The organism is Streptomyces sp. A1136 (assembly GCF_004795055.1).
Taxonomy (GTDB): domain Bacteria; phylum Actinomycetota; class Actinomycetes; order Streptomycetales; family Streptomycetaceae; genus Streptomyces.
The window spans coordinates 152,604-170,809 of record NZ_SSBJ01000015.1; the positions used below are offsets into that span (position 1 = coordinate 152,604).

General features: G+C 72.4%; 30 protein-coding genes. 3 read left to right on the top strand and 27 right to left on the bottom strand.

Going from position 1 to position 18,206, the window contains the following annotated elements:
- Positions 1-36 precede the first annotated feature (36 nt).
- From E6R62_RS40270 to E6R62_RS17065, 7 genes are all read right to left on the bottom strand, one after another.
- Positions 37-1,200 carry a hypothetical protein gene (locus E6R62_RS40270; protein ID WP_206308744.1) on the bottom strand — a complete coding sequence of 388 codons (1,164 nt, stop codon included), beginning with the start codon at positions 1,198-1,200 and terminating at the stop codon, positions 37-39.
- A 224-nt stretch (positions 1,201-1,424) separates the two neighbouring features.
- The gene (locus E6R62_RS17040; protein ID WP_136214285.1) at positions 1,425-2,198 is read right to left on the bottom strand and encodes a hypothetical protein; all 774 of its coding nucleotides are present in this window, start codon (positions 2,196-2,198) and stop codon (positions 1,425-1,427) included.
- Positions 2,199-2,221: 23 nt separating this feature from the next.
- A complete protein-coding gene (locus E6R62_RS17045) occupies positions 2,222-2,872 on the bottom strand; it encodes a hypothetical protein (RefSeq protein ID WP_136214286.1) in 651 nt (216 codons plus the stop codon).
- 21 nt (positions 2,873-2,893) lie between these two features.
- Positions 2,894-3,256, bottom strand: coding sequence for a hypothetical protein (locus tag E6R62_RS17050; RefSeq protein WP_136214287.1), 363 nt, complete (start codon positions 3,254-3,256; stop codon positions 2,894-2,896).
- 240 nt (positions 3,257-3,496) lie between these two features.
- Positions 3,497-4,021 carry a hypothetical protein gene (locus E6R62_RS17055; RefSeq protein WP_136214288.1) on the bottom strand — a complete coding sequence of 175 codons (525 nt, stop codon included), beginning with the start codon at positions 4,019-4,021 and terminating at the stop codon, positions 3,497-3,499.
- Between the two features lie 36 nt (positions 4,022-4,057).
- Complete coding sequence (locus tag E6R62_RS17060; RefSeq protein ID WP_136214289.1) at positions 4,058-4,555, bottom strand: hypothetical protein; 498 nt, start codon at positions 4,553-4,555, stop codon at positions 4,058-4,060.
- Positions 4,556-4,617: 62 nt separating this feature from the next.
- Positions 4,618-5,487, bottom strand: coding sequence for a hypothetical protein (locus E6R62_RS17065; RefSeq protein WP_136214290.1), 870 nt, complete (start codon positions 5,485-5,487; stop codon positions 4,618-4,620).
- A 145-nt stretch (positions 5,488-5,632) separates the two neighbouring features.
- On the opposite strand from E6R62_RS17065, the gene E6R62_RS17070 reads away from it, so the two are divergent.
- Positions 5,633-5,911 carry a hypothetical protein gene (locus E6R62_RS17070; protein WP_136214291.1) on the top strand — a complete coding sequence of 93 codons (279 nt, stop codon included), beginning with the start codon at positions 5,633-5,635 and terminating at the stop codon, positions 5,909-5,911.
- Between the two features lie 263 nt (positions 5,912-6,174).
- Here E6R62_RS17070 and E6R62_RS17075 read toward each other — a convergent pair whose 3' ends face one another.
- The 10 genes from E6R62_RS17075 to E6R62_RS17110 all read right to left on the bottom strand — a co-directional run bounded on the left by E6R62_RS17075 (position 6,175) and on the right by E6R62_RS17110 (position 11,689).
- Entirely contained in the window at positions 6,175-6,348 is a 174-nt protein-coding gene (locus tag E6R62_RS17075) for a hypothetical protein (protein ID WP_168714079.1), read from the bottom strand.
- Between the two features lie 100 nt (positions 6,349-6,448).
- Positions 6,449-7,822 (bottom strand): hypothetical protein, encoded by a 1,374-nt coding sequence (locus tag E6R62_RS39540; protein WP_168714080.1) that lies wholly within the window; start codon positions 7,820-7,822, stop codon positions 6,449-6,451.
- Positions 7,819-8,226, bottom strand: a complete 408-nt coding sequence (locus E6R62_RS17085) for a hypothetical protein (RefSeq protein ID WP_136214293.1) — start codon at positions 8,224-8,226, stop codon at positions 7,819-7,821. The genes E6R62_RS39540 and E6R62_RS17085 overlap by 4 nt, the downstream gene beginning before the upstream one ends.
- A 37-nt stretch (positions 8,227-8,263) precedes the next feature.
- Entirely contained in the window at positions 8,264-9,130 is an 867-nt protein-coding gene (locus E6R62_RS39545) for a hypothetical protein (protein WP_168714081.1), read from the bottom strand.
- Between the two features lie 4 nt (positions 9,131-9,134).
- Positions 9,135-9,272 (bottom strand): hypothetical protein, encoded by a 138-nt coding sequence (locus E6R62_RS39550; RefSeq protein ID WP_168714082.1) that lies wholly within the window; start codon positions 9,270-9,272, stop codon positions 9,135-9,137.
- Between the two features lie 56 nt (positions 9,273-9,328).
- Positions 9,329-9,676: a hypothetical protein gene (locus E6R62_RS17095; protein WP_136214295.1), complete on the bottom strand. Its 348-nt coding sequence runs from the start codon at positions 9,674-9,676 to the stop codon at positions 9,329-9,331.
- Positions 9,673-10,839 carry a hypothetical protein gene (locus E6R62_RS17100; RefSeq protein WP_136214296.1) on the bottom strand — a complete coding sequence of 389 codons (1,167 nt, stop codon included), beginning with the start codon at positions 10,837-10,839 and terminating at the stop codon, positions 9,673-9,675. The genes E6R62_RS17095 and E6R62_RS17100 overlap by 4 nt, the downstream gene beginning before the upstream one ends.
- An 81-nt stretch (positions 10,840-10,920) precedes the next feature.
- Complete coding sequence (locus tag E6R62_RS17105; RefSeq protein WP_136214297.1) at positions 10,921-11,121, bottom strand: hypothetical protein; 201 nt, start codon at positions 11,119-11,121, stop codon at positions 10,921-10,923.
- Positions 11,118-11,255, bottom strand: coding sequence for a hypothetical protein (locus tag E6R62_RS39555; protein ID WP_168714083.1), 138 nt, complete (start codon positions 11,253-11,255; stop codon positions 11,118-11,120). The genes E6R62_RS17105 and E6R62_RS39555 overlap by 4 nt, the downstream gene beginning before the upstream one ends.
- On the bottom strand, positions 11,255-11,689 hold the full coding sequence (locus E6R62_RS17110; protein WP_136214298.1) for a hypothetical protein: 435 nt from the start codon (positions 11,687-11,689) through the stop codon (positions 11,255-11,257). The genes E6R62_RS39555 and E6R62_RS17110 overlap by 1 nt, the downstream gene beginning before the upstream one ends.
- Before the next feature lie 197 nt (positions 11,690-11,886).
- On the opposite strand from E6R62_RS17110, the gene E6R62_RS17115 reads away from it, so the two are divergent.
- Positions 11,887-12,216, top strand: a complete 330-nt coding sequence (locus E6R62_RS17115; RefSeq protein WP_240801720.1) for a hypothetical protein — start codon at positions 11,887-11,889, stop codon at positions 12,214-12,216.
- A gap of 157 nt (positions 12,217-12,373) precedes the next feature.
- Here E6R62_RS17115 and E6R62_RS17120 read toward each other — a convergent pair whose 3' ends face one another.
- The 10 genes from E6R62_RS17120 to E6R62_RS17160 form a co-directional block, all read right to left on the bottom strand.
- Positions 12,374-12,853, bottom strand: a complete 480-nt coding sequence (locus tag E6R62_RS17120) for a hypothetical protein (RefSeq protein ID WP_136214299.1) — start codon at positions 12,851-12,853, stop codon at positions 12,374-12,376.
- Positions 12,854-13,020: 167 nt separating this feature from the next.
- The gene (locus E6R62_RS17125) at positions 13,021-13,632 is read right to left on the bottom strand and encodes a hypothetical protein (RefSeq protein WP_136214300.1); all 612 of its coding nucleotides are present in this window, start codon (positions 13,630-13,632) and stop codon (positions 13,021-13,023) included.
- Between the two features lie 71 nt (positions 13,633-13,703).
- The gene (locus tag E6R62_RS17130) at positions 13,704-14,060 is read right to left on the bottom strand and encodes a hypothetical protein (protein ID WP_136214301.1); all 357 of its coding nucleotides are present in this window, start codon (positions 14,058-14,060) and stop codon (positions 13,704-13,706) included.
- Positions 14,060-14,233 carry a hypothetical protein gene (locus E6R62_RS39560; RefSeq protein ID WP_168714084.1) on the bottom strand — a complete coding sequence of 58 codons (174 nt, stop codon included), beginning with the start codon at positions 14,231-14,233 and terminating at the stop codon, positions 14,060-14,062. Before E6R62_RS39560 ends, E6R62_RS17130 begins: the two co-directional genes overlap by 1 nt.
- A 188-nt stretch (positions 14,234-14,421) precedes the next feature.
- Positions 14,422-14,970: a hypothetical protein gene (locus E6R62_RS17135; RefSeq protein WP_136214302.1), complete on the bottom strand. Its 549-nt coding sequence runs from the start codon at positions 14,968-14,970 to the stop codon at positions 14,422-14,424.
- Between the two features lie 82 nt (positions 14,971-15,052).
- Positions 15,053-15,700, bottom strand: coding sequence for a hypothetical protein (locus E6R62_RS17140; RefSeq protein ID WP_136214303.1), 648 nt, complete (start codon positions 15,698-15,700; stop codon positions 15,053-15,055).
- 57 nt (positions 15,701-15,757) lie between these two features.
- On the bottom strand, positions 15,758-16,414 hold the full coding sequence (locus E6R62_RS40885; protein WP_240801721.1) for a hypothetical protein: 657 nt from the start codon (positions 16,412-16,414) through the stop codon (positions 15,758-15,760).
- Entirely contained in the window at positions 16,411-16,908 is a 498-nt protein-coding gene (locus E6R62_RS17150; RefSeq protein WP_136214304.1) for a DUF6011 domain-containing protein, read from the bottom strand. The genes E6R62_RS40885 and E6R62_RS17150 overlap by 4 nt, the downstream gene beginning before the upstream one ends.
- Positions 16,908-17,099, bottom strand: coding sequence for a hypothetical protein (locus E6R62_RS17155; protein WP_136214305.1), 192 nt, complete (start codon positions 17,097-17,099; stop codon positions 16,908-16,910). The genes E6R62_RS17150 and E6R62_RS17155 overlap by 1 nt, the downstream gene beginning before the upstream one ends.
- Positions 17,099-17,539: a hypothetical protein gene (locus E6R62_RS17160; RefSeq protein ID WP_136214306.1), complete on the bottom strand. Its 441-nt coding sequence runs from the start codon at positions 17,537-17,539 to the stop codon at positions 17,099-17,101. Before E6R62_RS17160 ends, E6R62_RS17155 begins: the two co-directional genes overlap by 1 nt.
- Positions 17,540-17,541: 2 nt before the next feature.
- Here E6R62_RS17160 and E6R62_RS17165 point away from each other — a divergent pair, with 2 nt between their 5' ends.
- A complete protein-coding gene (locus E6R62_RS17165; RefSeq protein ID WP_136214307.1) occupies positions 17,542-17,964 on the top strand; it encodes a hypothetical protein in 423 nt (140 codons plus the stop codon).
- Positions 17,965-18,206 lie beyond the last annotated feature (242 nt).

The window sequence follows — 18,206 nt, forward strand, 5'->3', positions numbered from 1 at the left end:
GATCACTCATCAGGGTAGGGGCTCCGCTCGCGCGATTCAGGACGCTGCCGCGAAGAGGTCGAGCTGTTCGACGTCGTCCGGTGCGACCGTCAGCGGGGGCAGCTCCCTCGGGGGCAGCGCGGGCGTCGTCGGCAACTGCGGCTTGGGCGTCGGGCGCCCGGCCTCGGCGCGCAGCTCGGCGACCAGGCCGGGGTCGATGCGGTGGGTCTCGATCTCCTCGTCGGTGGGGATCCAGCCGATGGGCCGGCTGCGGCCGAGGCGGTGCGTGATGTCCTGCACCCGGGCCCAGACGTTCCACAGCCGCTCGTCGCGGGCTTCCCAGGCGTGCAGCTCATCCATGGCCGCGTACATCGCCTCCCGGTGGGCCAGGCGGTGCCGGGACTGCTCGTCGGCCGCTGCGTTCTGGCTGGTGGCCAGCTCGCCGCCGAGGAGCGGGTGGAGCGCTTCCCGGTCCATCCGGGGGCCCTTCATGGCCGGGGTCGGCCGGTAGACCCTCCACAGGTGCAGCGCCTCGCGGCCGTCGGCGGTGACGCTGACCCTCTTGTACCCCGGGCCGAAGGGCTCGGAGATGACGAGGAGTCCAGCGTTCACCAGCGGGGTCAAGCGGCCTTCTGCGACGGGGTGACCGGCGTACCCGGGCTGTGGGAAGTAGCGCAGCACGCCGTCCTGCCGGTACTGGAGCTGGATGGCAGCCGCGGCGGCCATCAGGTCGGCTTGGGCGGTGGACCAGCCGAGCGCGCGTGCCCGCTGCCGTCCCCATGCCCGCTCGCGGGCTCCCTCGAGGAACTTGCTCGCCACCGAGCCGGCCGGGGGCAGTTCGGGCGCGGACTCCGGCTCGGGCTGGACTGCTTCCGGCTCCGGGGCGGGCTCGGGCGCCGTCGGCTCGGCGGGGGCGGGCGGCTCCTCGCGAACTCGGGAGCCGTAGTTCGCGACGCCGGTCATCGGGCGGTCGCCACTCGGGTAGCGCACCGAGACGCGGAACGCGAAGGGGCCTTCGTCCGCCAGGCGCTCGATCTCGTCGGCGTGGGCGGCGATCGTCTCGTCCGCGTGGCGCGAGAGGGCCAGGACGAAGGTGCCGATGCGCTCGCCGTTGCGGTAGTCGCCGGTCACGCGGAAGTCGTCGCCCTGGACGAGGCCGAGGCCGCGCAGGATGCGCGCGATGGCCACGGTGGGGGTACGGGGTGGGGTGCTGGGGCTCATGGTGCTCCCGATGCGGGGTGTTAGTGGGTGGACACTATGACTAACGCCGGGGGGTCCCTGGAGTACCGGGTACGACCCGGGAAGTGGCAGGGAAGTCGGGCTCCGGACATGTCCGGACGGGCGTCCGGACAACCGCCCGGACATGTCCGGAGCGTCCCGCACGTCAGTCGCGTTCTCGCTGGTCAGCGTGTCCGGACACTGTCCGGACAGGGCTGGCCGGCGGCTTACTCGCCCCGGTCGTACACGTCCGCCCAGTACCGGCGGTCTTCAAGGCCGACCTCTCGCGCCGAGGGCTCGTCCGCTGCGGTGACCGCGTCGGTGAAGCCGACGGGGAGGCTGGCGACGAACGCGGCGGCCATGTCGTGACGGTGACGGCGCGCCAGGTTCCGGGCCTCGGTGCGGTCGCCGCCGAAGGCGCTGAACTGGCCGCACGAGCAGGAGGCCGCACTGGCCGACTGGCGGACCATCCCGGCGCGGCGGCCGGGTCGGTTCAGCCCGGCGGTGACGAGCCGGCTGTCGGAGGGCCGGGACCAACCTTCGGGCTCGGTGGTCGTCGTGCGGTGGGCGGCGGCCAGCAGTCCGAGCCGCGCGGTGAGCGTCAGCCGGACCTTGCCGTGCTCGTCGGCGGTCACGAGCTGGCGGGCGCGCAGAGCCGCGGTGGCCATCGGGCTGATCTCGGTGAGCCCGGCGAGGATGATCCGCCGCCCGTGGTCGTTCTCCATGTACCGGACCGGGCGCAGGCCGTCGATGTCCGTCAGGTCGCGGATCACCGCTTCGGTCAGGGTGCCGACCGGCATCTGCGGGGCGAAGGTGATCGAACGGTGCGCGATGCCGCCGCGAAGCTCCCGGCGGGTCCAGGTGATGAGCGCGCCGCCGTCCCGAGTGGCCTCGATGGCGTAGCCGCGCCGGGCGCCCCGGCGGAGGGTCGTGAGGGCGTGCGCTTCGCTGGCGGTGCCCTCGGTGGTGCCGCCTGCGTGGGTGATGGTCTCGCGGAACATGGGCTGGTCCTCCTCGTTGAGGGTCAGGCGTGGGTGGGCTGGACGGTGCGGATGAGCTGCCAGATGTCGCCGGGGGTGATGTCGTAGGGCACCTCCAGCTCGGCGAGGATCAGGCCGCCGTCGAACACGGTCAGGTGGCCCGGCAGGTGGGCCGCCGTGCGGGTGCCGGTGTGCGGCCGGTAGCTCTTCGGGGCCTGGTCGGCGCGGCCGTGGAGAGCGACCTCGGCGGCCAGGCGGTCGTAGTCGCCGTGCAGCCGGATGAGCGCGACGAGCACGGCCTTGGCTACGTCCTCCTCGCGGCAGTCGAGGTGACCGGCCAGGTCGAGGAGGCGGGCGCGCAGCTCGTTCTCGCGGCTGACGTGCTCGGGGTCGGCGGGCAGCAGGTCGGGCAGCTCGGGCGCGTAGCCGGTGACCGGGGCCGTGACGTAGTCGAAGACGGCGGTCGGGATGCCGGTCTCGGCGCGGGCGGCGGCCATGCGGGCGCGCCAGATGGCCTGGTCGGCCTCGTCGGGCATCCGGTCGGTGTCGGCCGCCTCGCGCAGGCCCTTGGCGGCCTGGGCCAGGTTCCGGCCGATGGTGCGCAGGGCGGCGCCCTCGGCGTGGGACTTGGCGCGGGCTCGGACGATGCCGGCGAGGAGCTGCGCGCGGGCGGCGGCCTTCATGTGCTGGTTCATCTCGACGGTCCTCTCGGTGGATCAGGCGGCGGTGGCGGTGGCGAGGAGGAGCGCGGCGGCCCCGTGGTAGCAGAGGGAGGTGGCCCGCAGGCCGGCCGGGCAGTTGCACTGACCGGTGGCCGCGGTGCGGTGGATCTCGCTGCCGTCCTCGGAGACGACGAGGAAGACGCGGTTCGCGCGGAGGGGGACCAGGGCGCCCATCTCCAGCAGCTCCAGGGCCTTGGCCATCTGGTACGGCTTGTACGCGGCCGGGGGGTTGAGCCGGGCGGCGCGGCGGACCATGCGCCTGCACTTCGGGCCGAGGCCGTCGGGGGAGGGCTTGCGGAGGATCCTGCGGCACTTGAGACACCGGGCGGGGTGAGGGGTGATGTCCGGTGTGCTCATGACCGTGTCCTTTGGTGGGTGGTGAGTGGTTACATCAACATCATTTCCATAATTCGTTTCGGATAATCCATTACGGGAAAGAGGTTTGGCAAAGAATCGGCAAACCGGCGCATGATCCGCGTGGCGTCCACCCAGGTCAGAGGCCGTTCGGCGCCCTGTTCGCCGAACTTCGCTGAACAGCGCTGAACAGCGCGACGCCCCGCTCTCCACCAGGGAGAGCGGGGCGTCGGGGCGCGGACCTTAGCGGTCGGCGCGGAGCAGCCGGATCAGGGCGGCGACCTCACCCACCGGCTCGTCGTCCAGCGTGAGGTCGAGCGTCGGGGAGCCGGCCGCCCGGGTCACCTGGCCTCGCAGCTCGCAGTTACGGAACCCGACCTCGCTCGTGCCGGGCTCGGCCAGTTCGCCGAGGGCGGGCCAGGGGGCGTCGTCGCACTCACAGTCCTCGTCGTGGTAGCAGGCGTTCCGGTCCTCGGCCCCGGCCTTGAGCCGCTCGTACTCGGCCTCCGTCAGGGCCCGGAAGGCGACGCGGGCCCGGTCCCCGAAGGACTCGGCGAGGATGTGTGCGGTGATCCCCGGGGCCGCCATCTGGCACCAGGAGTCGGGGCCTTCACCCCTCCACGTCTCGTGGATGCCGCCCCGGCCACCGTTGGCCTCGATCAGGTAGAGACATGCGACGTGCGCGGCGGCCTTCGCGGCCGACCGTGCGCTGTCGCGGGCCGCCCGGAAGGTGGTCGCCATGGCGTCGGATGTGGGGTTCTTGTTCATGCCGTTCCTCGGTGGTGGTGTCGGGCCTGGGGGCGGCTACTTGGCGGCGGTCGGTCGCTTGCACGAGTCGTGCCGGTCGCAGTTGCAGCGCGCGCAGGCCGCGCACATCTGGTCGGCCTCCAGGCCGCAGGCGCCGCAGCCGCCGGACTCGTCCAGGTCCTCGTCGTCCAGGGCGAAGGACAGGTCGACCAGGGCCGCGCGGTCGAACTTGGTGCGCGGCTTGCACGTTCCGTCGCAGTACGCGCTCTCGCCGAGACCGACGTACAGGCTCTCGTGGCCCTCGCAGGCGTAGTCGATCTCGTCCTCGGCGGGCTTGACCTCGACGGTCAGGCCGTAGACCTCGATCAGGCCCACGCCCTCGATGTCGGCGCGCGAGCGGACCGCGCCGATCTCCGCGATCATGTCGCTGTCGTTGTCGACCTCCCGGCCCTGGGCACGGGCCACGCCGTAGACCAGGGTGCGCAGTTCGCCGCCGTCCTTCGCGGTGAACGTCTTCTCCGCGACGGAGCGGTGCTGGATGGTGACCTCGTACATGGCGATCTCCTCGTGTGCTGGGGAGGGGCAGGCCGGGCGGCCCGCCCCGGGGTGGGGCAGGGTCAGGCCGCGGGGGTGCCGTGGAAGGCGCGGAGCCACTGGTCGACCTCGCGGGCGCAGCGGGCGGCGTCGGCGGTGGCGTCTAGGCGGCCGGAGAAGTTCGCGCCGATCGTGGCGACGTAGTCGCCGTCCGCGCCATGCAGGTGCGCGGACCACGGCTCGCGGTGCTGGGAGGCCGGGCGGTCGGCCTGCTCGCCGGCGTACATCAGGACGTGCGGGTGGCCGTACGGGAACGTCGGGTCGTCGGGCGCGTCCGGGTCGACGGCCATGATCAGGTACGAGACGCCGCCCTCGCCGCCCGGGTAGGCGCGGCGGCCGAGCTTGGCCAGTTCGGCGATCAGCACGTCGCCCTCGGTCGGCTTGGCCGGGGCCAGTTCGTCGGCGATCTCCTGGGCGGCCGAGTTGATGGCCTCGGAGGTCACCGGGTCGTGCTTGCTCAGGAAGGCGAGGGTGACCGTCAGGTGCTCCAGGGCGGCCTGCCACTCGGGGTCGTCCGGGTTGGGGTCGGTGCGCACCCGGGCGCCGGCCTCGTTCGCGGCCTGGCGCATCTCGTCGATCCGGGCGCGGCCGATCGCTTCGGCGGCCCGCTCGCACGCGGTGCAGAGCACGGAAACCCGGGCCGCCTGTTCGGCGTTCAGCACGCGGTAGACCTGCTGGGCGCACACCGCCGTCCCGCTGTCCGGCCGGGCGAAGTGCGGGTCGAAGTCGTCGGGGCTGTGGACCAGGACGAGCCCGGCCCGGTCACCGAGCCGGACGATCTGAGCCTTGCGGTCGCTGGGCTCGGCCAGGCCGCCGAGGGCGAGCGCTGCGGCGGCCACGGGGGAGGCTGCGGCCAGGCGCTCCGCGTAGGTGCGGGCGGGGCTGTCGGTCATGTGGGGCCTTCCGGGTGGGGTGGTGAGTGGTTACACCTCCATTCTTTCCGTAATGACTTTAGCGAAACCAGATAACCGAAATGAATTTAGGGAATCACTTGTCCGTATCAGGTTTGCCGAAACCGGCTTGTGGAACACTCGGGGCATGAGCCGAACCGGACCGCGCAACACGTACGCCGACTACCAGCCCAGCGAGAAGATGCTGGCCGCGATCAAGGAGTGGGAGGACGTCGTCAAGCTCGAAGAGGAGAAGCGGCACGCCGCCCGCGCGGCCGTCGCCGAGGAGCTGCGTACGGCACAGGTGTCTCACGGCGCGCTGGCTCCGCACACGCCGTGGACCGAGGGGACCATCACCGGCATCGCCCGGGAGTACAAGGTCCCCGGGCTCCGCCAGCGCAAGACGACCGATGCGGACGAGGGCTGACCGGCCTGCTCAGCTCCGCCGAGCCGATCGGCCTGGCCGGCCTTCGCCTGGATCCGCGCGATCTTGACCTCCGCTCGGGCAACGACCGCGACGACCGCGACGATGCAGCCGCCGAGCAGAACCCACACGACGCCGTTGTTCCAGCCATGACGTCACCTTCCGACCGTGCCGTTGGGCCGGGGAGCGCACAGGCCGAAGGCCGCCCATGATCGCCATGGGCGGCCTTCGTCATTCCCGCCCCGACGGGGGAGCGGGGCGGGCGTCTACAGGTGGCGGAACAGGATGCCGCCGACGATCACCAGGGTCATGATCCCGCCGACGACCCACTGGCCGAGCGGGATGTCGGTGAACCGGAACGGCTCGCGCTCCTCCACCTGGAGGGCGTTGGCGCGCGCGTGGCAGCAGCAGCACTGCGGGCCGTGCTGGATGTGGCTCATCGCCTGTCCCTTCATTTCAGATCACCTCCCATCATGGCGGACCTTCCCGTCTCGCGGCTACACCCTGCGCAGGGTCGCAAACCGAGCGTGGTGTTCGATCTCAGTCGGCCGGGTCGTATTCGATCTTCCAGGCGTTCGGCTTCGTGGGGTCCTCCACCCACGTGTATCCCCTCTCCGACCCCTCTCCGGCCGCTCTCCGTTGCTCTCCGCTCGCGGAGATTTTCGCAGGTCGGGGCCGCTCTCCGGGGCTGGAGAGTGGCCCGGAGAGTGCCCCTGGGGTGCTCCCAGGGGAGGGCAGTGGCGGAAGCTCAGAGCGGTGCACTCCAGCCCGCCCGGCGACCCCCCTTGCACGGAACGTACGGGAGGGGTCGTAGCCGGCCGAGATGAGGTGCTGCCTCAGCTCCTTGTCGGTGGCCCGGGAGAGGGCGGGGAGGGCCTTCCGCATGAGGGGCCGGAGGACGCCGAGATGCACCCCGTTCTCGTCCCCGATCGCGGCGCGGAGGAGGGTCGTCAGCGGGTCCTCCTCGGGGGGCTCGGGGACCTCTTCTTCGTCGTCTTCGGGGGCGTCGCCGTCGGCCTCGTCGTCGCCCTCTTCCGGGCCCTCGGGGGAGGGCTCGGCGGGGGCGTTCTCGGACCGGCCGGCGAGGAAGCCGAGGAGGCCGCGCCGGGGCTCGGCGGGGGCGTCCTCCTTCGTCACCTCGGCGGCCTCCTCCATCTCCTTCTCGGTGAGGGCGGCCTTGCTCTTCGCGGTCGTCTTCTTGCCGCCCTCGCCCTTCTTTGCTCCGGCCTTCTTCGCGGGCTTGCTTACGGGAACCGTGATGTGGCCCATGCTCGCCATGACGACGGCGGCGAGCGCCACGGCGAGGGTGATCCACGGCGCGGCCGGGAACTGGGTGCACGTCTTCGCCACGGCGTAGAGCGCGAATCCGGCGCCGGCGAGGCGGGCGCCGACGCTGCCGCGCTTGCCGATGCTGCCGGACAGCCAGCCGGTCAAGATGATCAGCAGGACGAGGATGCCGCGCCCGTACCAACAGAGCATCCGGCCCGTCTCGGCGAAGAACCGGCCGATGGCGTGGAACAGGCGGCCGAGGGCGCGCAGCAGCGGCGGGCCGCCGACGCGGCCGACCTCAACGGCGAGCGGGCCCAGCTCGGCCAGGGGCCGCGGGTCGCAGTAGGGGAGCAGGCTACGCAGCAGACCGGGGTACTCCCCTGCCTCCTCGTCGTCCTCCTGGTCCTCCTCGTCGTCCTCCTGGTCCTCGTCGTCGTCCTCCTGGTCCTCGTCGTCGGCCAGGCCCTGCTCGTCGTCTTCGTCGGCGGGCGGGTTCTCGAGCTGGTCGTCGTCCTGGTCATCGTCAGCGGCCGCGGTGAGCGGGGCGACGACGCCAGCGACGGGGACGGGCCACTCCCCCGGGTCCGGCACCTCGTCGGGGCAGAACTCCGGGTCGGGGACCGCGTGCAGGTGGGCGGGGCTCATGACGCGAACTGCTGGGCGGCTGCGGCGATCTTCTCGGCGAGGATGCCGAGGCCGCCGTCGGAGCTGGCGGCGATGTACCAGAACGGGATGCCGAGCAGGCAGACGCCGCGACGGGTGAGCTTCTTCCAGGCGATGATCGCCAACATGGACAGGCCGATGGCGGGGTATGTCAGGCCAGGGATGAAGCTATTCACCAGCTCGACGCCGTCGTTCACCAGGCCGCGCACGAGGGTGAACGGCCAGCCACCGGCGGCGTAGGACGCTCCGGCGAAGACGGACAGGAACAGGCACCATCCCCAGGGCAACGCCTTGGCCTCGCCCTCGCCCTTGGTGCCGAAGATGAGCACCACGGTGAGGACGACGGCCAGGCCGACGGGTCCGATGGTGCCGATCAGCGTGTTCATGGTCGTGATCCGTTCCGGGTGTCGGGATGAGGGGAGGTCAGACCGGATTGCCGTACAGCAGGACGCCGACGACCATCGAGACGAGGGGCATCCGGCCGAGGAGGGCAAAGGGCGGCAGCCAGTTCCGGGTGCGGTGGTCGATCATCCAGACGCCGATGGCGACGCCGTACCAGATGCAGACGTAGAAGTCGGTCCACGAGCCGTACGTCTGGACCAGGTAGGCAGTCTCGGCGGTGAAGAACTGGGGGACGCCGAGGGAGAAGCCGACGCCGAGCGCGGTCGCGTTGTAGAGGCCGTGACGGGTGACGGGGCGCATCCCGTGCCATGCGTCGAGCAGCGACTTCGTCTCTTCCCTCTTGCCGCTACTGCGGTACTTCGGGCGGCTGTAGACCTTCTTGCCGTTGCCGAGCACGCTCCACTGGCGGCGGATCTTCGCGGGGACCTTGTCGCCGTCCTCACCTTCTCCGCCCTCTTCGCCGTCCTCTGCGCCTTCGGCGTCCTCGACGTCGTCAAGCTCGTCGTAGTCCTCGGGGACGTCGAGCTGCGTCTCGCAGTCCGCGCACCAGAACGCGACGAGCTCCCCCGTGGGCCGGGCGCGTACCGCGTGCGGGTTCGGGTGCTCACAGACCTTGACCGGCTCCGGCGCGGGCACGTGGTGAGGGATGCCGTTGATCCACTTCACCGACGACCCGTCCGCAGCCGTTCGGTCGTCGCTGATGAGCGGCTTCGAGTCCCACCAGTCCGGGGCGCGGTCGCCGATCCGGAGAGTCTCGGGCTGGGCGGAGACCGTCGGCGCCGGCTCGGGCTCGGGCTCGGGCTGCTCCTGGTCGTCGTCGTGCTCGCCGTCAGCGTGGGCCACGGCGTCGTTGAGGCGCTGGATCAGCGTGCGCGGACGGAGGTCCACCGAGTCACTTCCTTCGATACTTCGGGAACAGGGCGGCGGCGCAGGCGCCGGGGTACTCCCCCGTCGCGCGGTAGCGGCGGGGCACGGAGGGCAGAGCGTGCACGATGTGGTCGGCCGGGACGATACGAATGGAATCGAACACCCATTCCCCTCCCGGGTCCGGACTTTGCGCCGGACCTTCCATGGAGACGAGCGGGATTACCGGACATTCGCGGCCCTGGAGACTGCGCGGGCCTCGTGCCGGATGCCGTCCAGTCGTGCGCTGACGTCGCGGTCGCCGTGCATGAGCCGCCCGGACTGTCCAGCCTTCGCGGACAAGAGGCTTGAGGCGGGCCTTCGTGTTCCGCTCCCCACCGCCCCGGCAGCCCACTGGTTCGCCTGGCGACCGTGAGCGGTCTTGATGCCGAGCAGGTCCGCGAGGCGGACCAGTGGAGTGCGGAGGCTGCGGGCCTGGGCGGCGGCCGGGGAGCCCGCGCCGGGCCGCCGCTGCCCCTGGATGTACCAGGCGGCAGCAGCGACCACGACGAGGAACAGAGCGAAGCTCATGAGACTTTCCGGGTCTTTCGGGTCGGGTCGACGCGCTGCGCGGTGCGGCGCACGGTGTCGGCCAGGGCCGGCTTGTCGGGGTGGCCGGCCGCGAGGACCGCAGCGACGAGGGCGGCGTCCGTGACCTCCACGTCGTCGCCGATCTCCTTGCGGCAGATCGCGGCGATCGCCGGGCGGCTGATCTCGGCGACCGGCGGGACGGGGACCTGCTGCTCGTCGTTGCTCTGCTCGTTTGTCGGAGGGACCGGAGGGACTGAACTTCCGGAGTTCGCGGGCGGGGTGACGGGCACGGCAGCCGCGGAGACGACCGGCGGCACGACCGGCGACTGGGTCGCCGGGGCGACGGGCGGGGCCGGGGCGACGGGCGGGGCCGGGGGAGCCACCGGTGGGATGACGGGCGCGGGTGCGGCCACAGGCGCAGGGGCAGGGTCCGGTGTGGGCTCGACGGCAGCCTGGGGGAGGCTCTGGCGTGCCGCCTCCGCGCGGCCCAGGATCGCCTCGGCGGCCTGGTACTCCGCTCCCCCGACCGCCCGCTGGTACGCGGCCCGCCGGTTGAGCCGACGGACCCGGCCGGCGAGCAGCGCGCGCCCGGCCAACTTCTGCTCCTGCTCGTCCACCCAGTGCGCGACGCCCGCGTCGAGCGGAACGGCGTACTCGCGCAGCAGCAGCCACCACGAGCCCTTCGCGACCAGGTCGACGCACGCGCCGAAGCCGCCCGCCCAGGGCTGGTTCAGCGTGTGGCCGTACGCGGCGACCGCACCCATGCTGAGCAGCAGGAAGAACCAGCCCGCGACCTTCGCCGGCCGGGCCCGGTCCGGGGCGGTCCGGTTCAGCCACTCGATGCCCAGGCAGTACATCCAGGCGATGGCGAACACCGAGCCCATGCCGTACGCGATGACCGCGGGGACGAGCGGGTCGAGGAGGCCGCCGAGGCTCGCGGTGCCGCCGATCACGGCGATGGCCGTGAAGCTGACCGCGATCCCGGTCACGCCGCGCAGGATCAGCTCATCCCACTCGCGCGGCGGGACCGGCTCCCAGCCGCGGTACGGCTCAAGGCGGGTGGACGGGATGCCGTCGATCTCGGTCGTCACCGACCGGTACAAACGGACCTTCCGGTACTTCACGCCTTCGATACGCGGCTGCTGCTCGGGGGCCTGATCCATCGGTGCTGCCTCTCTCTGTAGACACGGGGATGGCCGACCCGCCCCAGGAGGAAGGGGGGCGGGCCGGCCGGTCATCCGCCGCTAGCCACCGAAGCGGCGGCGGTCCTGCTCCTCCCACGCCTGACCGGCGCGGGCGGCCCTGGTGACGTCCTTCGCTCGCCGCTGCCGAGCCTTGGCCTGCCGCTTCGCGGCGGCCTTGTCGGTCGCGGACTCGCGGCCCGCGTACCGGTCCGAGGCGAGCTGGCGGTCATTGCCGCCGGTGAGCCAACCGAGGCCCTTCATCGCGGCCCCCGCTCGGCACCAGCGGCCTGGGAACCGTTCTGGGCGGCGGTCGCGTTGGCCGACTTCACGGCCTGGGGGTCGCGCTGGGCGGCCCCGGCCTTGTAGGCGGCGGCTGCCTTCTGCTGCTCGGTCATCAGGCACCCACCTTCGAGGCGGGGCGGGCCGCGGGGACGGTCGGCTTCTGAGAGGGGTCGGGCTCGGTGCGCGGGCCGGGGATACCGGTGATGCGCGGGATCGCGCGGTCGTTCTCGCCGTCGGGCCAGTCGTGACCGCCCGTCAGGACGACGTCCCGGACGAGGATCATGTACTCGCCGCGCGTGATGCCCTCGCGCAGCTCCGGCATGAGGGCCATCGCCGCCTTCGAGAGGGCCGGGGCGTCGCCCGCCAGGCGGCGGTCCACGAGGTTGTACGCCTCGGCGCCGACGCAGACCAGGAGGTTGGTGTTCTCCAGGACTTCGGTCGGGTTCACCGTGCGGAAGTGCTCGCCGACGGCGACGAGGACGGCCGCGGTGAACGCGTCGAGGCGGGGCGTGGCCTCTTCGGTGTTCAGATCAGTAGGGTTGGTCACAGCGTCAGCTCCTGGATGGCAGGTGTCTGGCGCGGCCCCCGGTCGGCGTTGTCTAGGCCCCGACCGGGGGCCGACTTGTACGTACGGGATCAGCGGGTACCGACCTCGTGATCCAAACCCTAGGGCTTGTCTCTGGACATGGCAAGCCCTAGGGTTTGTGTCGCGTGATCGTCCCGCGCATCGGGAAGGAGCGGGGCGTGTCTGATGAGAAGGAGGAGGTGCCGCCAGAGGTGACAAAGGTGCTGGAGGCCATCGCCGCGTTGTCGGCGATAGAAGACGACGTGGCCTGCACGTCTGCCGTGTCGGAGGTCCTGCGCCGGTGGCCCGATCTCGGGTCCGAGCTACGGCAGCTCCGGGAGAAGCGGGTCAACGCCCTGCGCGCCGAGCAACGGACGTGGCCGGAGATCGCCGCCATCATCGGCGACGTGACCCCGGAGCGGGCGCAGCAGATCAGCAAGGGGCTCAGCGGGGCCACCCGCAAGAAGGCGGCAGCCAAGAAAGCCGCCGAGGCGCAGCCCAAGGAGTGACACGGCCGAGCGGTGGTCGAGACCGCCCGGCCGTTACGCGCGTGATCACAGAAAGGCGCTGCGTTGAGCGTAGCGAACACCCGGCCCGGGTCGGCGGCCGTCTACCCGCATCGTGCGGGAGGGGGCCGTCGGCGCGACCGGACGGTGTCCGGGCTGGTCAGGCGCTTGTCCGGTGTCCGGCCGCGATGGCGGCGGCAAGGCCGATCCATCCCTTGTGCCATGCCTGGTCGAGCAGAGCCCCGGCGCGCGGGTCGTTGGTGAGCCACCCGCCCTTGCCCGACGCGTGAGCGGCGCGGACGAGGAGCGGCGCACCGTCGGTGTCGTCGGCCCAGTGCCCTGCGCACCGGTCGGCCGCGTAGTGCGTGACGGCGGACACGGCCAGGCCGGCAGCGGCGCGGCGCCAGTCGAGGCCGAGGCCGAGGTACCGGTCGGCCGCGTACAGGGCGAGCGCCTGGGTGGCCGTGTACGAGGTGACATGTCGGCGGCAGGCGGCGGCGCCTTCCGGGCCGTGCTTGCCCTTGGCGACGGCGTCGCTGTTCCGCTGGACGAGGTAGTCACCGACCTCGTGGGCCGCGGTGAGGACGGCGTAGGCGGCGGCGAAGCGCACGGCGGCGCGGGAGAGCTGATCGGTGAACACGTGAGGCTCCTTCTCGGTGGATCTCCAGGGTTGCCGCGCGTGCGCGGCGCCAGTGCCCAGCGCTGGGCACTGGAGGTGTGGGAGTCGCCACGGCGCACGAGAGCGGCCCCTCTTCCCCAGGTGGGGCAGAAGGGCCGCTCTCGATGTCCGGACGGTGTCCGGGCTGGTCAGGCGCTTGTCCGGTGTCCGGCCGTGAGGGCTGGGGCGGGGAAGCCGGCCGCCGGGGGCGCGCTGGTGTCGGTCGACAGGAACAGGCTGGTGCCCCACTCGACGTGGTACTCGCCATCGCCGGTGCGCGGCCACGTGCGGGCGTCGCGGGTGGGGATGGCCTCGCCGAGCGCGAAGGTGTGGTGTCCGGGCGGGCCGGGGACCTCGTGCTCGTCCAGGTCAAGGCGCTTCCACCTGGGGACGAGGACGTACAGGGTCTGGCCGCCGGGGGTCTTCGACCAGACGTCGACGGCCAGCCACGTTCCCCGGCGCTGCCACAGCCCTTGGGCCAGCCTCGCGAGGTTCTGGGGTTCGGGGTGGTCGTCGGGGGCGGTGAACGCGACCAGGCCGGGGGCGGCCGGGGCGTACGGGAACGGGCCGGTGCTCGCGTGGATGGCTGGCTCGCGGGTCCGGTAGACGTACGCGAGCATCACCGGGTCCTCGTCGAACCGGTACGTGACCGCCTGGTCGTGGTCGGGCTCGCCCTCGTCACCGGTGTACGGGGTGATCCGTACGGCCAGGCACGGGGCGTAGGTCGGAGGGCTCGAAACGATGTCGTCTTCACCGCGCATGCGGTGGCTCCTTCCGGGGGCGGTCGCCGCGGTGGCGGCGCGACCGGGGCTGGGCGGGGATGGGCTGTCGGTCACGGAAACCGACGCCGGGGCGGCGGCCCGTACGGCGTCGCCCACGCCGGCCGGTCGCGGCGGGCCGCAGCGGTCTGCTGGGCGACGGGGCGCAGCGCGCGGGCGAGTTCGGCCATGGCTGCGGCGGCGGCCTGGGCCATCGGCTTGAACGCCTCCATCGCCGCGCGGATCGGCGCGAGCGCTTCGCTCATGACCGCGTGGGCCTCGGCGACGACGAGATCGGTGTGGGGGCCGGTCTCGCGGCGGCGGCGCTGGGCGACCGCGGTGACGGCCTCCTCGACGGTCAGGCCGCGCAGGCGGACCAGGCGGCCGATCAGCAGCAGTGCGGCGCGGGCGCTGGCCTGCTCGGGGGTCATCAACGGGGATCCTTCCGAAGGATGTCGGGGGGAAGGTCGAAGGCCGTGGCGATCGCTTCGGCGACCTCGGCGCGACGGTTGGGCGCGGCCGGGGCCGGCTCCGGCGGGGCGGGTGCGGGCGGCTGCGTCTCGCGCAGCACGGCGGCGATGCCCTCCGCGAACGCGGCGCCCATGAGATGCCGGGGAACACGAGCCCGGTACTCGACACGGACACCGCCGTCCGTGTCCGGACACGCGTTGTCCGGACGTGTCCGGACGGCGCCCGCCCTGGTGGGGAGGGGTCCACAGTCGGGCGCCTCACCGATGTCCCGAGGTGTCCGGACAAACCCGCCGGACGCGTCCGGACGCTGTCCGGACCGGCTCACGACTCGACCGCCCGCGTGTAGCCGGTCGCCCCGACCGGGGGCTGCGACTGGTCGGGGAGGAAGATCGGCACGCCCGACGTCAGGCCCGTGCTGTCCTCCGTTGCCGCCGGGGGCGCGACGAGGAGCGGGCGGCCGGGGCGCGGCAGCCACATCGGGTGGTCGAGGCGGACCAGGAGGTGAAGCATCTCCGCGAGCCGGTCCGCCATGTACTGGGCGCACTCCGGGGACAGGTCGAGCGCCCATCCGGCGTGGGACTGCTCCAGCGCGTACGCGACCTCCTGGGCGGTCGCCGGGCGGACGCCGGGCGCCGGGTTGAGCGCTTCGTCCCACTGGTAGTCACAGCGCTGGCAGCGGCGTTCCAACCGCTGCGGGAGCGGACCGCGACGCTCCAGACGGCCGTTGTACTCCTCGATCACGTGCGAGCACGCCGGCCGGAAGACGGTGAACGCTTCGAGGTTCGAGCACATCGCGCACTCGGTCTCGTCGCCTGAGAACGGCGGCAGCCCATGGTGCTGCTCGGGGGCCTTGGCGTCGGGGTGGGTCATGGTCCGATCCTTCGGTTCGGGGGTGCGGGCACTGCACGAGTAACCGCCGTTCCTCGTGCAGTGCCGGGGGATGGTAGGGGGTTCAGCGGAAGGCGGCCCGCGCCGCGCGCACTCGTTCGACGGCCGCGGTGAGCCGCCGCTCGGAGACGCCACGCTCACCGCCAGGGCCGAAGAGGCGGGCGAACATGTCAATCTCGGTGAGTTCGACCGGCGGCGTGATGCGCGGTCCGGGGGTCTCCTCCGTGGCGTGGCCGTTGACGACGCGCCACTGGCCGAGGACCGGCGCGTCGCCGGCGCCTTCGTCGGCGAGGAGCTGCGCGGTCAGGTCGAGGTACGGGAAAGCGACGGCGATCGTGTCCCAGTCGGAGAGCACGGTCTCTCGGTCGGGCCACTTCCCGACGTTGTAGCTCGAGCAGCCGATCGTGCCGTCCCAATTGCACCAGCCGTGCGGGCCGCCGATCCACGTCGAGGCGATCCGCGACGTGTACAGCAGGGTCAGCGGGAGGACGTCCAACTCCTTGGTGACGGCGCGGATGCTGTCGATCGTCGCGTTGGCGTACTGGCCGGGCTCCAGGCCGAGTGCGTGGTACACGCTGGCGGTCCACGCCTTGTCGTTGCCGTCGAGGAGGTACAGGTTCGCGGTGCGGATCAGGATGTCGTCGGCCTGCTCCTCGGTCACAGGGGCGCCGGTGACGAGGAGGCGCGGCCACTTCGTGAGGTCTTCGGTCACGGGAGTCTCTTTCTCGGGTGGTGCCGGGCGCCGCAGTCACGGCGACGGGGTGGGCGGTTACGGCAGGGCGCGGCCGGTGCGGAGGATGCGGATGATCTGGGCTGCGATGTGCTTCGGGTCGTCGGGCGGGGCCAGGAGGGGCGCCAGGGTGCCCCCGGCAGGAGCGTTGGGGTGGGCGGTTCCCCAGGACCACTCAGGCCGCTTCCCGGCCCACAGCACGTAGAGGTGCTCTCCCCGGCCGGCCGCGTCGGCGAGGCCGAACGCCCGGCGGTCCAGGGGGACGACGATGCTGTGCTCCGTGGCGTGGGTGCCGGTCCACCCGCAGGCGACGAGTTCGGCGACGACCGCCGCGGTGAGCGGGGCCGGGACCTCGTCCCACCGCAGCGGGTCGCCGTACACGCCGGTCACCAGCCCGGCACTTCCCGGGCCGTCGGCGAGGGATGGCCGGTCGGACCAGCCGAACGGGGACTCGCGCCGGTCCTGGTCCCCGGTGATCTCCAGTTCCTCCAGGGGCTGCCCGCTGTCGATGTGGGCGTGCAGCTCGCGCAGCCGGGCCAGGGCCCTACCGTCGCGCTTGTTCAGTGCCCGGCGGGCGAGTTCGGGAAGGGCCGCCCAGCAGGCGCCGCACAGGTACCAGCGGGACGGCTTCGGCGTGCGGCACGATCGGCACGGGGTGGCGGTGTACGCGCCGCGCGGCCTGGACTGGCCGGTCACTGCGACGCCTCGGCAGCACGGAGCACGGCCAGGTGCTCGGCGTGGGCCTTACCGACCTTGGGCGTCGAGTACCGGGCGAGGACCGCGGGGTCCATGCCGCTGCGGCACTCCGGGCCGATGCCGAGCGTCTTCGACGTCTCGTCGCGCAGGGCCCGCCCGCAGCTCCAGCAGCGCACCCGCAGGTCGGCGAAGCACCGGGCGGCGGCTTCGGGGTTGAGGGTGATGTCGGCAACGACCTTGTCCAGGTACGCCCGCCGGGACCGCGACCACTGCGCGACGAACAACTCGCGGGCGGCGTGCTCGGTGGGGACGTCGGCTCGCCGGGGAACGGCCGGGCCGTACCAAGCCTTCGCCGGCCAGGGCCTGAGCGCGTTCATCCGGGCGCTGCGTGTGCGCCGCCAGTACGTGACCGTGCCCGCGCCGTCGGGGTCGAGGATCGCGTAGTACCCGTCCTCGAGCGCGTCCAGCTCGGGCCAGTCCAGGGTCGCCGTCATCAGGCACCGACCGCGAAGAACGGAGGCAGGCCGACGCCGGGGCAGCGGCGCCCGGTCGAGAACCCGGACGGCGTGATGCCGTGGCGGTGACCGAGCCGGCCGCTCTTGGTGAGCGCGTAACTCAGGTTGCAGCGCGCGCACTCGCCGCGCGGCTTCACCGCCGGGGCCGGGCTCGTGGTGGTCGTGCTCATCAGGTCAGATCTCCTTCGTCGTACGGCTCGGCCGGAGGGGCTGCAAGCTGTTTGGTGGAGGGGTGACGGCCGCCGAGGGCGAGCGCGCGGGTGACCGCCTGCGCTCCGAACCGTTCGGTGGCCGCGTCCTGGCCGTGCTCCTCGATGTGCCAAAGCACGTCGCCGGGCACGAAGTCCTCGGGGATGGGTCGGGCCGGCCGCCGCTGGGAAGTCCCGCACCGCATGCACCCGTTGGCGGCGGTCGGGTCGACAGGGCCGCCCGGGTGCTGCATGCAGCGGTTCGCCCGCACGGCACCACGAGCGCCAGCGACCGCCGCACGGGCCCGGTCGATCTCGGCGGCGAGATCAGTCAGCGTCTGGTCATCGACGTCGTGCCGGGCGGCGAACTCGCACAGGTTCCGCAGCGAGGCACCGATGGCGGGGAGGAAGTCAGGGTTCACGCGTGCCTCACCGCTTCGAGATCAAGCCGCTGCTCCTCGGCGGCAACCACACAGGCCGGGCAGCGGTCGGAATCCCGCAACCGGTGCTGACGGCCACAGCCGCACATCCGCGGCGCCACGGCCGGGTCTTCGGCGGGCCACTGCACCCGCTCCCGGCGGGCGGCCGGAACTCCCTGACCGCCACCCTCCAGCGGGAGCAGGAACGCACCCTGGACGGGCTTCTGCGGCTCCTGCTCCCCCGCGGCCTCACGACGCAGGCAACCACCGCAGCGATCCCGGTCAGGCCGGACGATGCGGCCCCCGCCACAGGCGCAGCGGCGGGCAACGATCCCGTCGCCGGGCCGCGCAGCGGCTCCCGGCTCGACCTGCTGCTGAGCAAACTCGTCTTCGCCTCGCGCGCCCACGCGCTGCTGTGGCTGAGGTGAAAGCCCAACCAGTTCTTTGTCGGTGTGTGGGTCCCTACCGGAGGTAGGGGGGACTTTGTAGGCCCCCGCCATGGACGCTGTCCGGACAACGTCCATGGACGCGTTCCGGGGGCGTCCATGGACGCTGTCCGGATCCTCGCCGGAAGCCTCGGAACCACCGCCATGGACGCTGTCCGGAACGCAGCCATGGACGCTGTCCGCCCCTCCCTCCGCCACATCCCGGACCGCGTCCATGGACGCCT

What these genes read in the sequence shown, in the direction of transcription:
- E6R62_RS40270 (WP_206308744.1), bottom strand. Translation starts at nt 1,200, where the DNA reads ATGAGCCCCAGCACCCCACCCCGTACCCCCACCGTGGCCATCGCGCGC.
- E6R62_RS17040 (WP_136214285.1), bottom strand. Translation starts at nt 2,198, where the DNA reads ATGTTCCGCGAGACCATCACCCACGCAGGCGGCACCACCGAGGGCACC.
- E6R62_RS17045 (WP_136214286.1), bottom strand. Translation starts at nt 2,872, where the DNA reads ATGAACCAGCACATGAAGGCCGCCGCCCGCGCGCAGCTCCTCGCCGGC.
- E6R62_RS17050 (WP_136214287.1), bottom strand. Translation starts at nt 3,256, where the DNA reads ATGAGCACACCGGACATCACCCCTCACCCCGCCCGGTGTCTCAAGTGC.
- E6R62_RS17055 (WP_136214288.1), bottom strand. Translation starts at nt 4,021, where the DNA reads ATGAACAAGAACCCCACATCCGACGCCATGGCGACCACCTTCCGGGCG.
- E6R62_RS17060 (WP_136214289.1), bottom strand. Translation starts at nt 4,555, where the DNA reads ATGTACGAGGTCACCATCCAGCACCGCTCCGTCGCGGAGAAGACGTTC.
- E6R62_RS17065 (WP_136214290.1), bottom strand. Translation starts at nt 5,487, where the DNA reads ATGACCGACAGCCCCGCCCGCACCTACGCGGAGCGCCTGGCCGCAGCC.
- E6R62_RS17070 (WP_136214291.1), top strand. Translation starts at nt 5,633, where the DNA reads ATGAGCCGAACCGGACCGCGCAACACGTACGCCGACTACCAGCCCAGC.
- E6R62_RS17075 (WP_168714079.1), bottom strand. Translation starts at nt 6,348, where the DNA reads ATGAGCCACATCCAGCACGGCCCGCAGTGCTGCTGCTGCCACGCGCGC.
- E6R62_RS39540 (WP_168714080.1), bottom strand. Translation starts at nt 7,822, where the DNA reads ATGAGCCCCGCCCACCTGCACGCGGTCCCCGACCCGGAGTTCTGCCCC.
- E6R62_RS17085 (WP_136214293.1), bottom strand. Translation starts at nt 8,226, where the DNA reads ATGAACACGCTGATCGGCACCATCGGACCCGTCGGCCTGGCCGTCGTC.
- E6R62_RS17095 (WP_136214295.1), bottom strand. Translation starts at nt 9,676, where the DNA reads ATGAGCTTCGCTCTGTTCCTCGTCGTGGTCGCTGCTGCCGCCTGGTAC.
- E6R62_RS17100 (WP_136214296.1), bottom strand. Translation starts at nt 10,839, where the DNA reads ATGGATCAGGCCCCCGAGCAGCAGCCGCGTATCGAAGGCGTGAAGTAC.
- E6R62_RS17105 (WP_136214297.1), bottom strand. Translation starts at nt 11,121, where the DNA reads ATGAAGGGCCTCGGTTGGCTCACCGGCGGCAATGACCGCCAGCTCGCC.
- E6R62_RS39555 (WP_168714083.1), bottom strand. Translation starts at nt 11,255, where the DNA reads ATGACCGAGCAGCAGAAGGCAGCCGCCGCCTACAAGGCCGGGGCCGCC.
- E6R62_RS17125 (WP_136214300.1), bottom strand. Translation starts at nt 13,632, where the DNA reads ATGCGCGGTGAAGACGACATCGTTTCGAGCCCTCCGACCTACGCCCCG.
- E6R62_RS17130 (WP_136214301.1), bottom strand. Translation starts at nt 14,060, where the DNA reads ATGACCCCCGAGCAGGCCAGCGCCCGCGCCGCACTGCTGCTGATCGGC.
- E6R62_RS39560 (WP_168714084.1), bottom strand. Translation starts at nt 14,233, where the DNA reads ATGGGCGCCGCGTTCGCGGAGGGCATCGCCGCCGTGCTGCGCGAGACG.
- E6R62_RS17135 (WP_136214302.1), bottom strand. Translation starts at nt 14,970, where the DNA reads ATGACCCACCCCGACGCCAAGGCCCCCGAGCAGCACCATGGGCTGCCG.
- E6R62_RS17150 (WP_136214304.1), bottom strand. Translation starts at nt 16,908, where the DNA reads ATGACGGCGACCCTGGACTGGCCCGAGCTGGACGCGCTCGAGGACGGG.
- E6R62_RS17155 (WP_136214305.1), bottom strand. Translation starts at nt 17,099, where the DNA reads ATGAGCACGACCACCACGAGCCCGGCCCCGGCGGTGAAGCCGCGCGGC.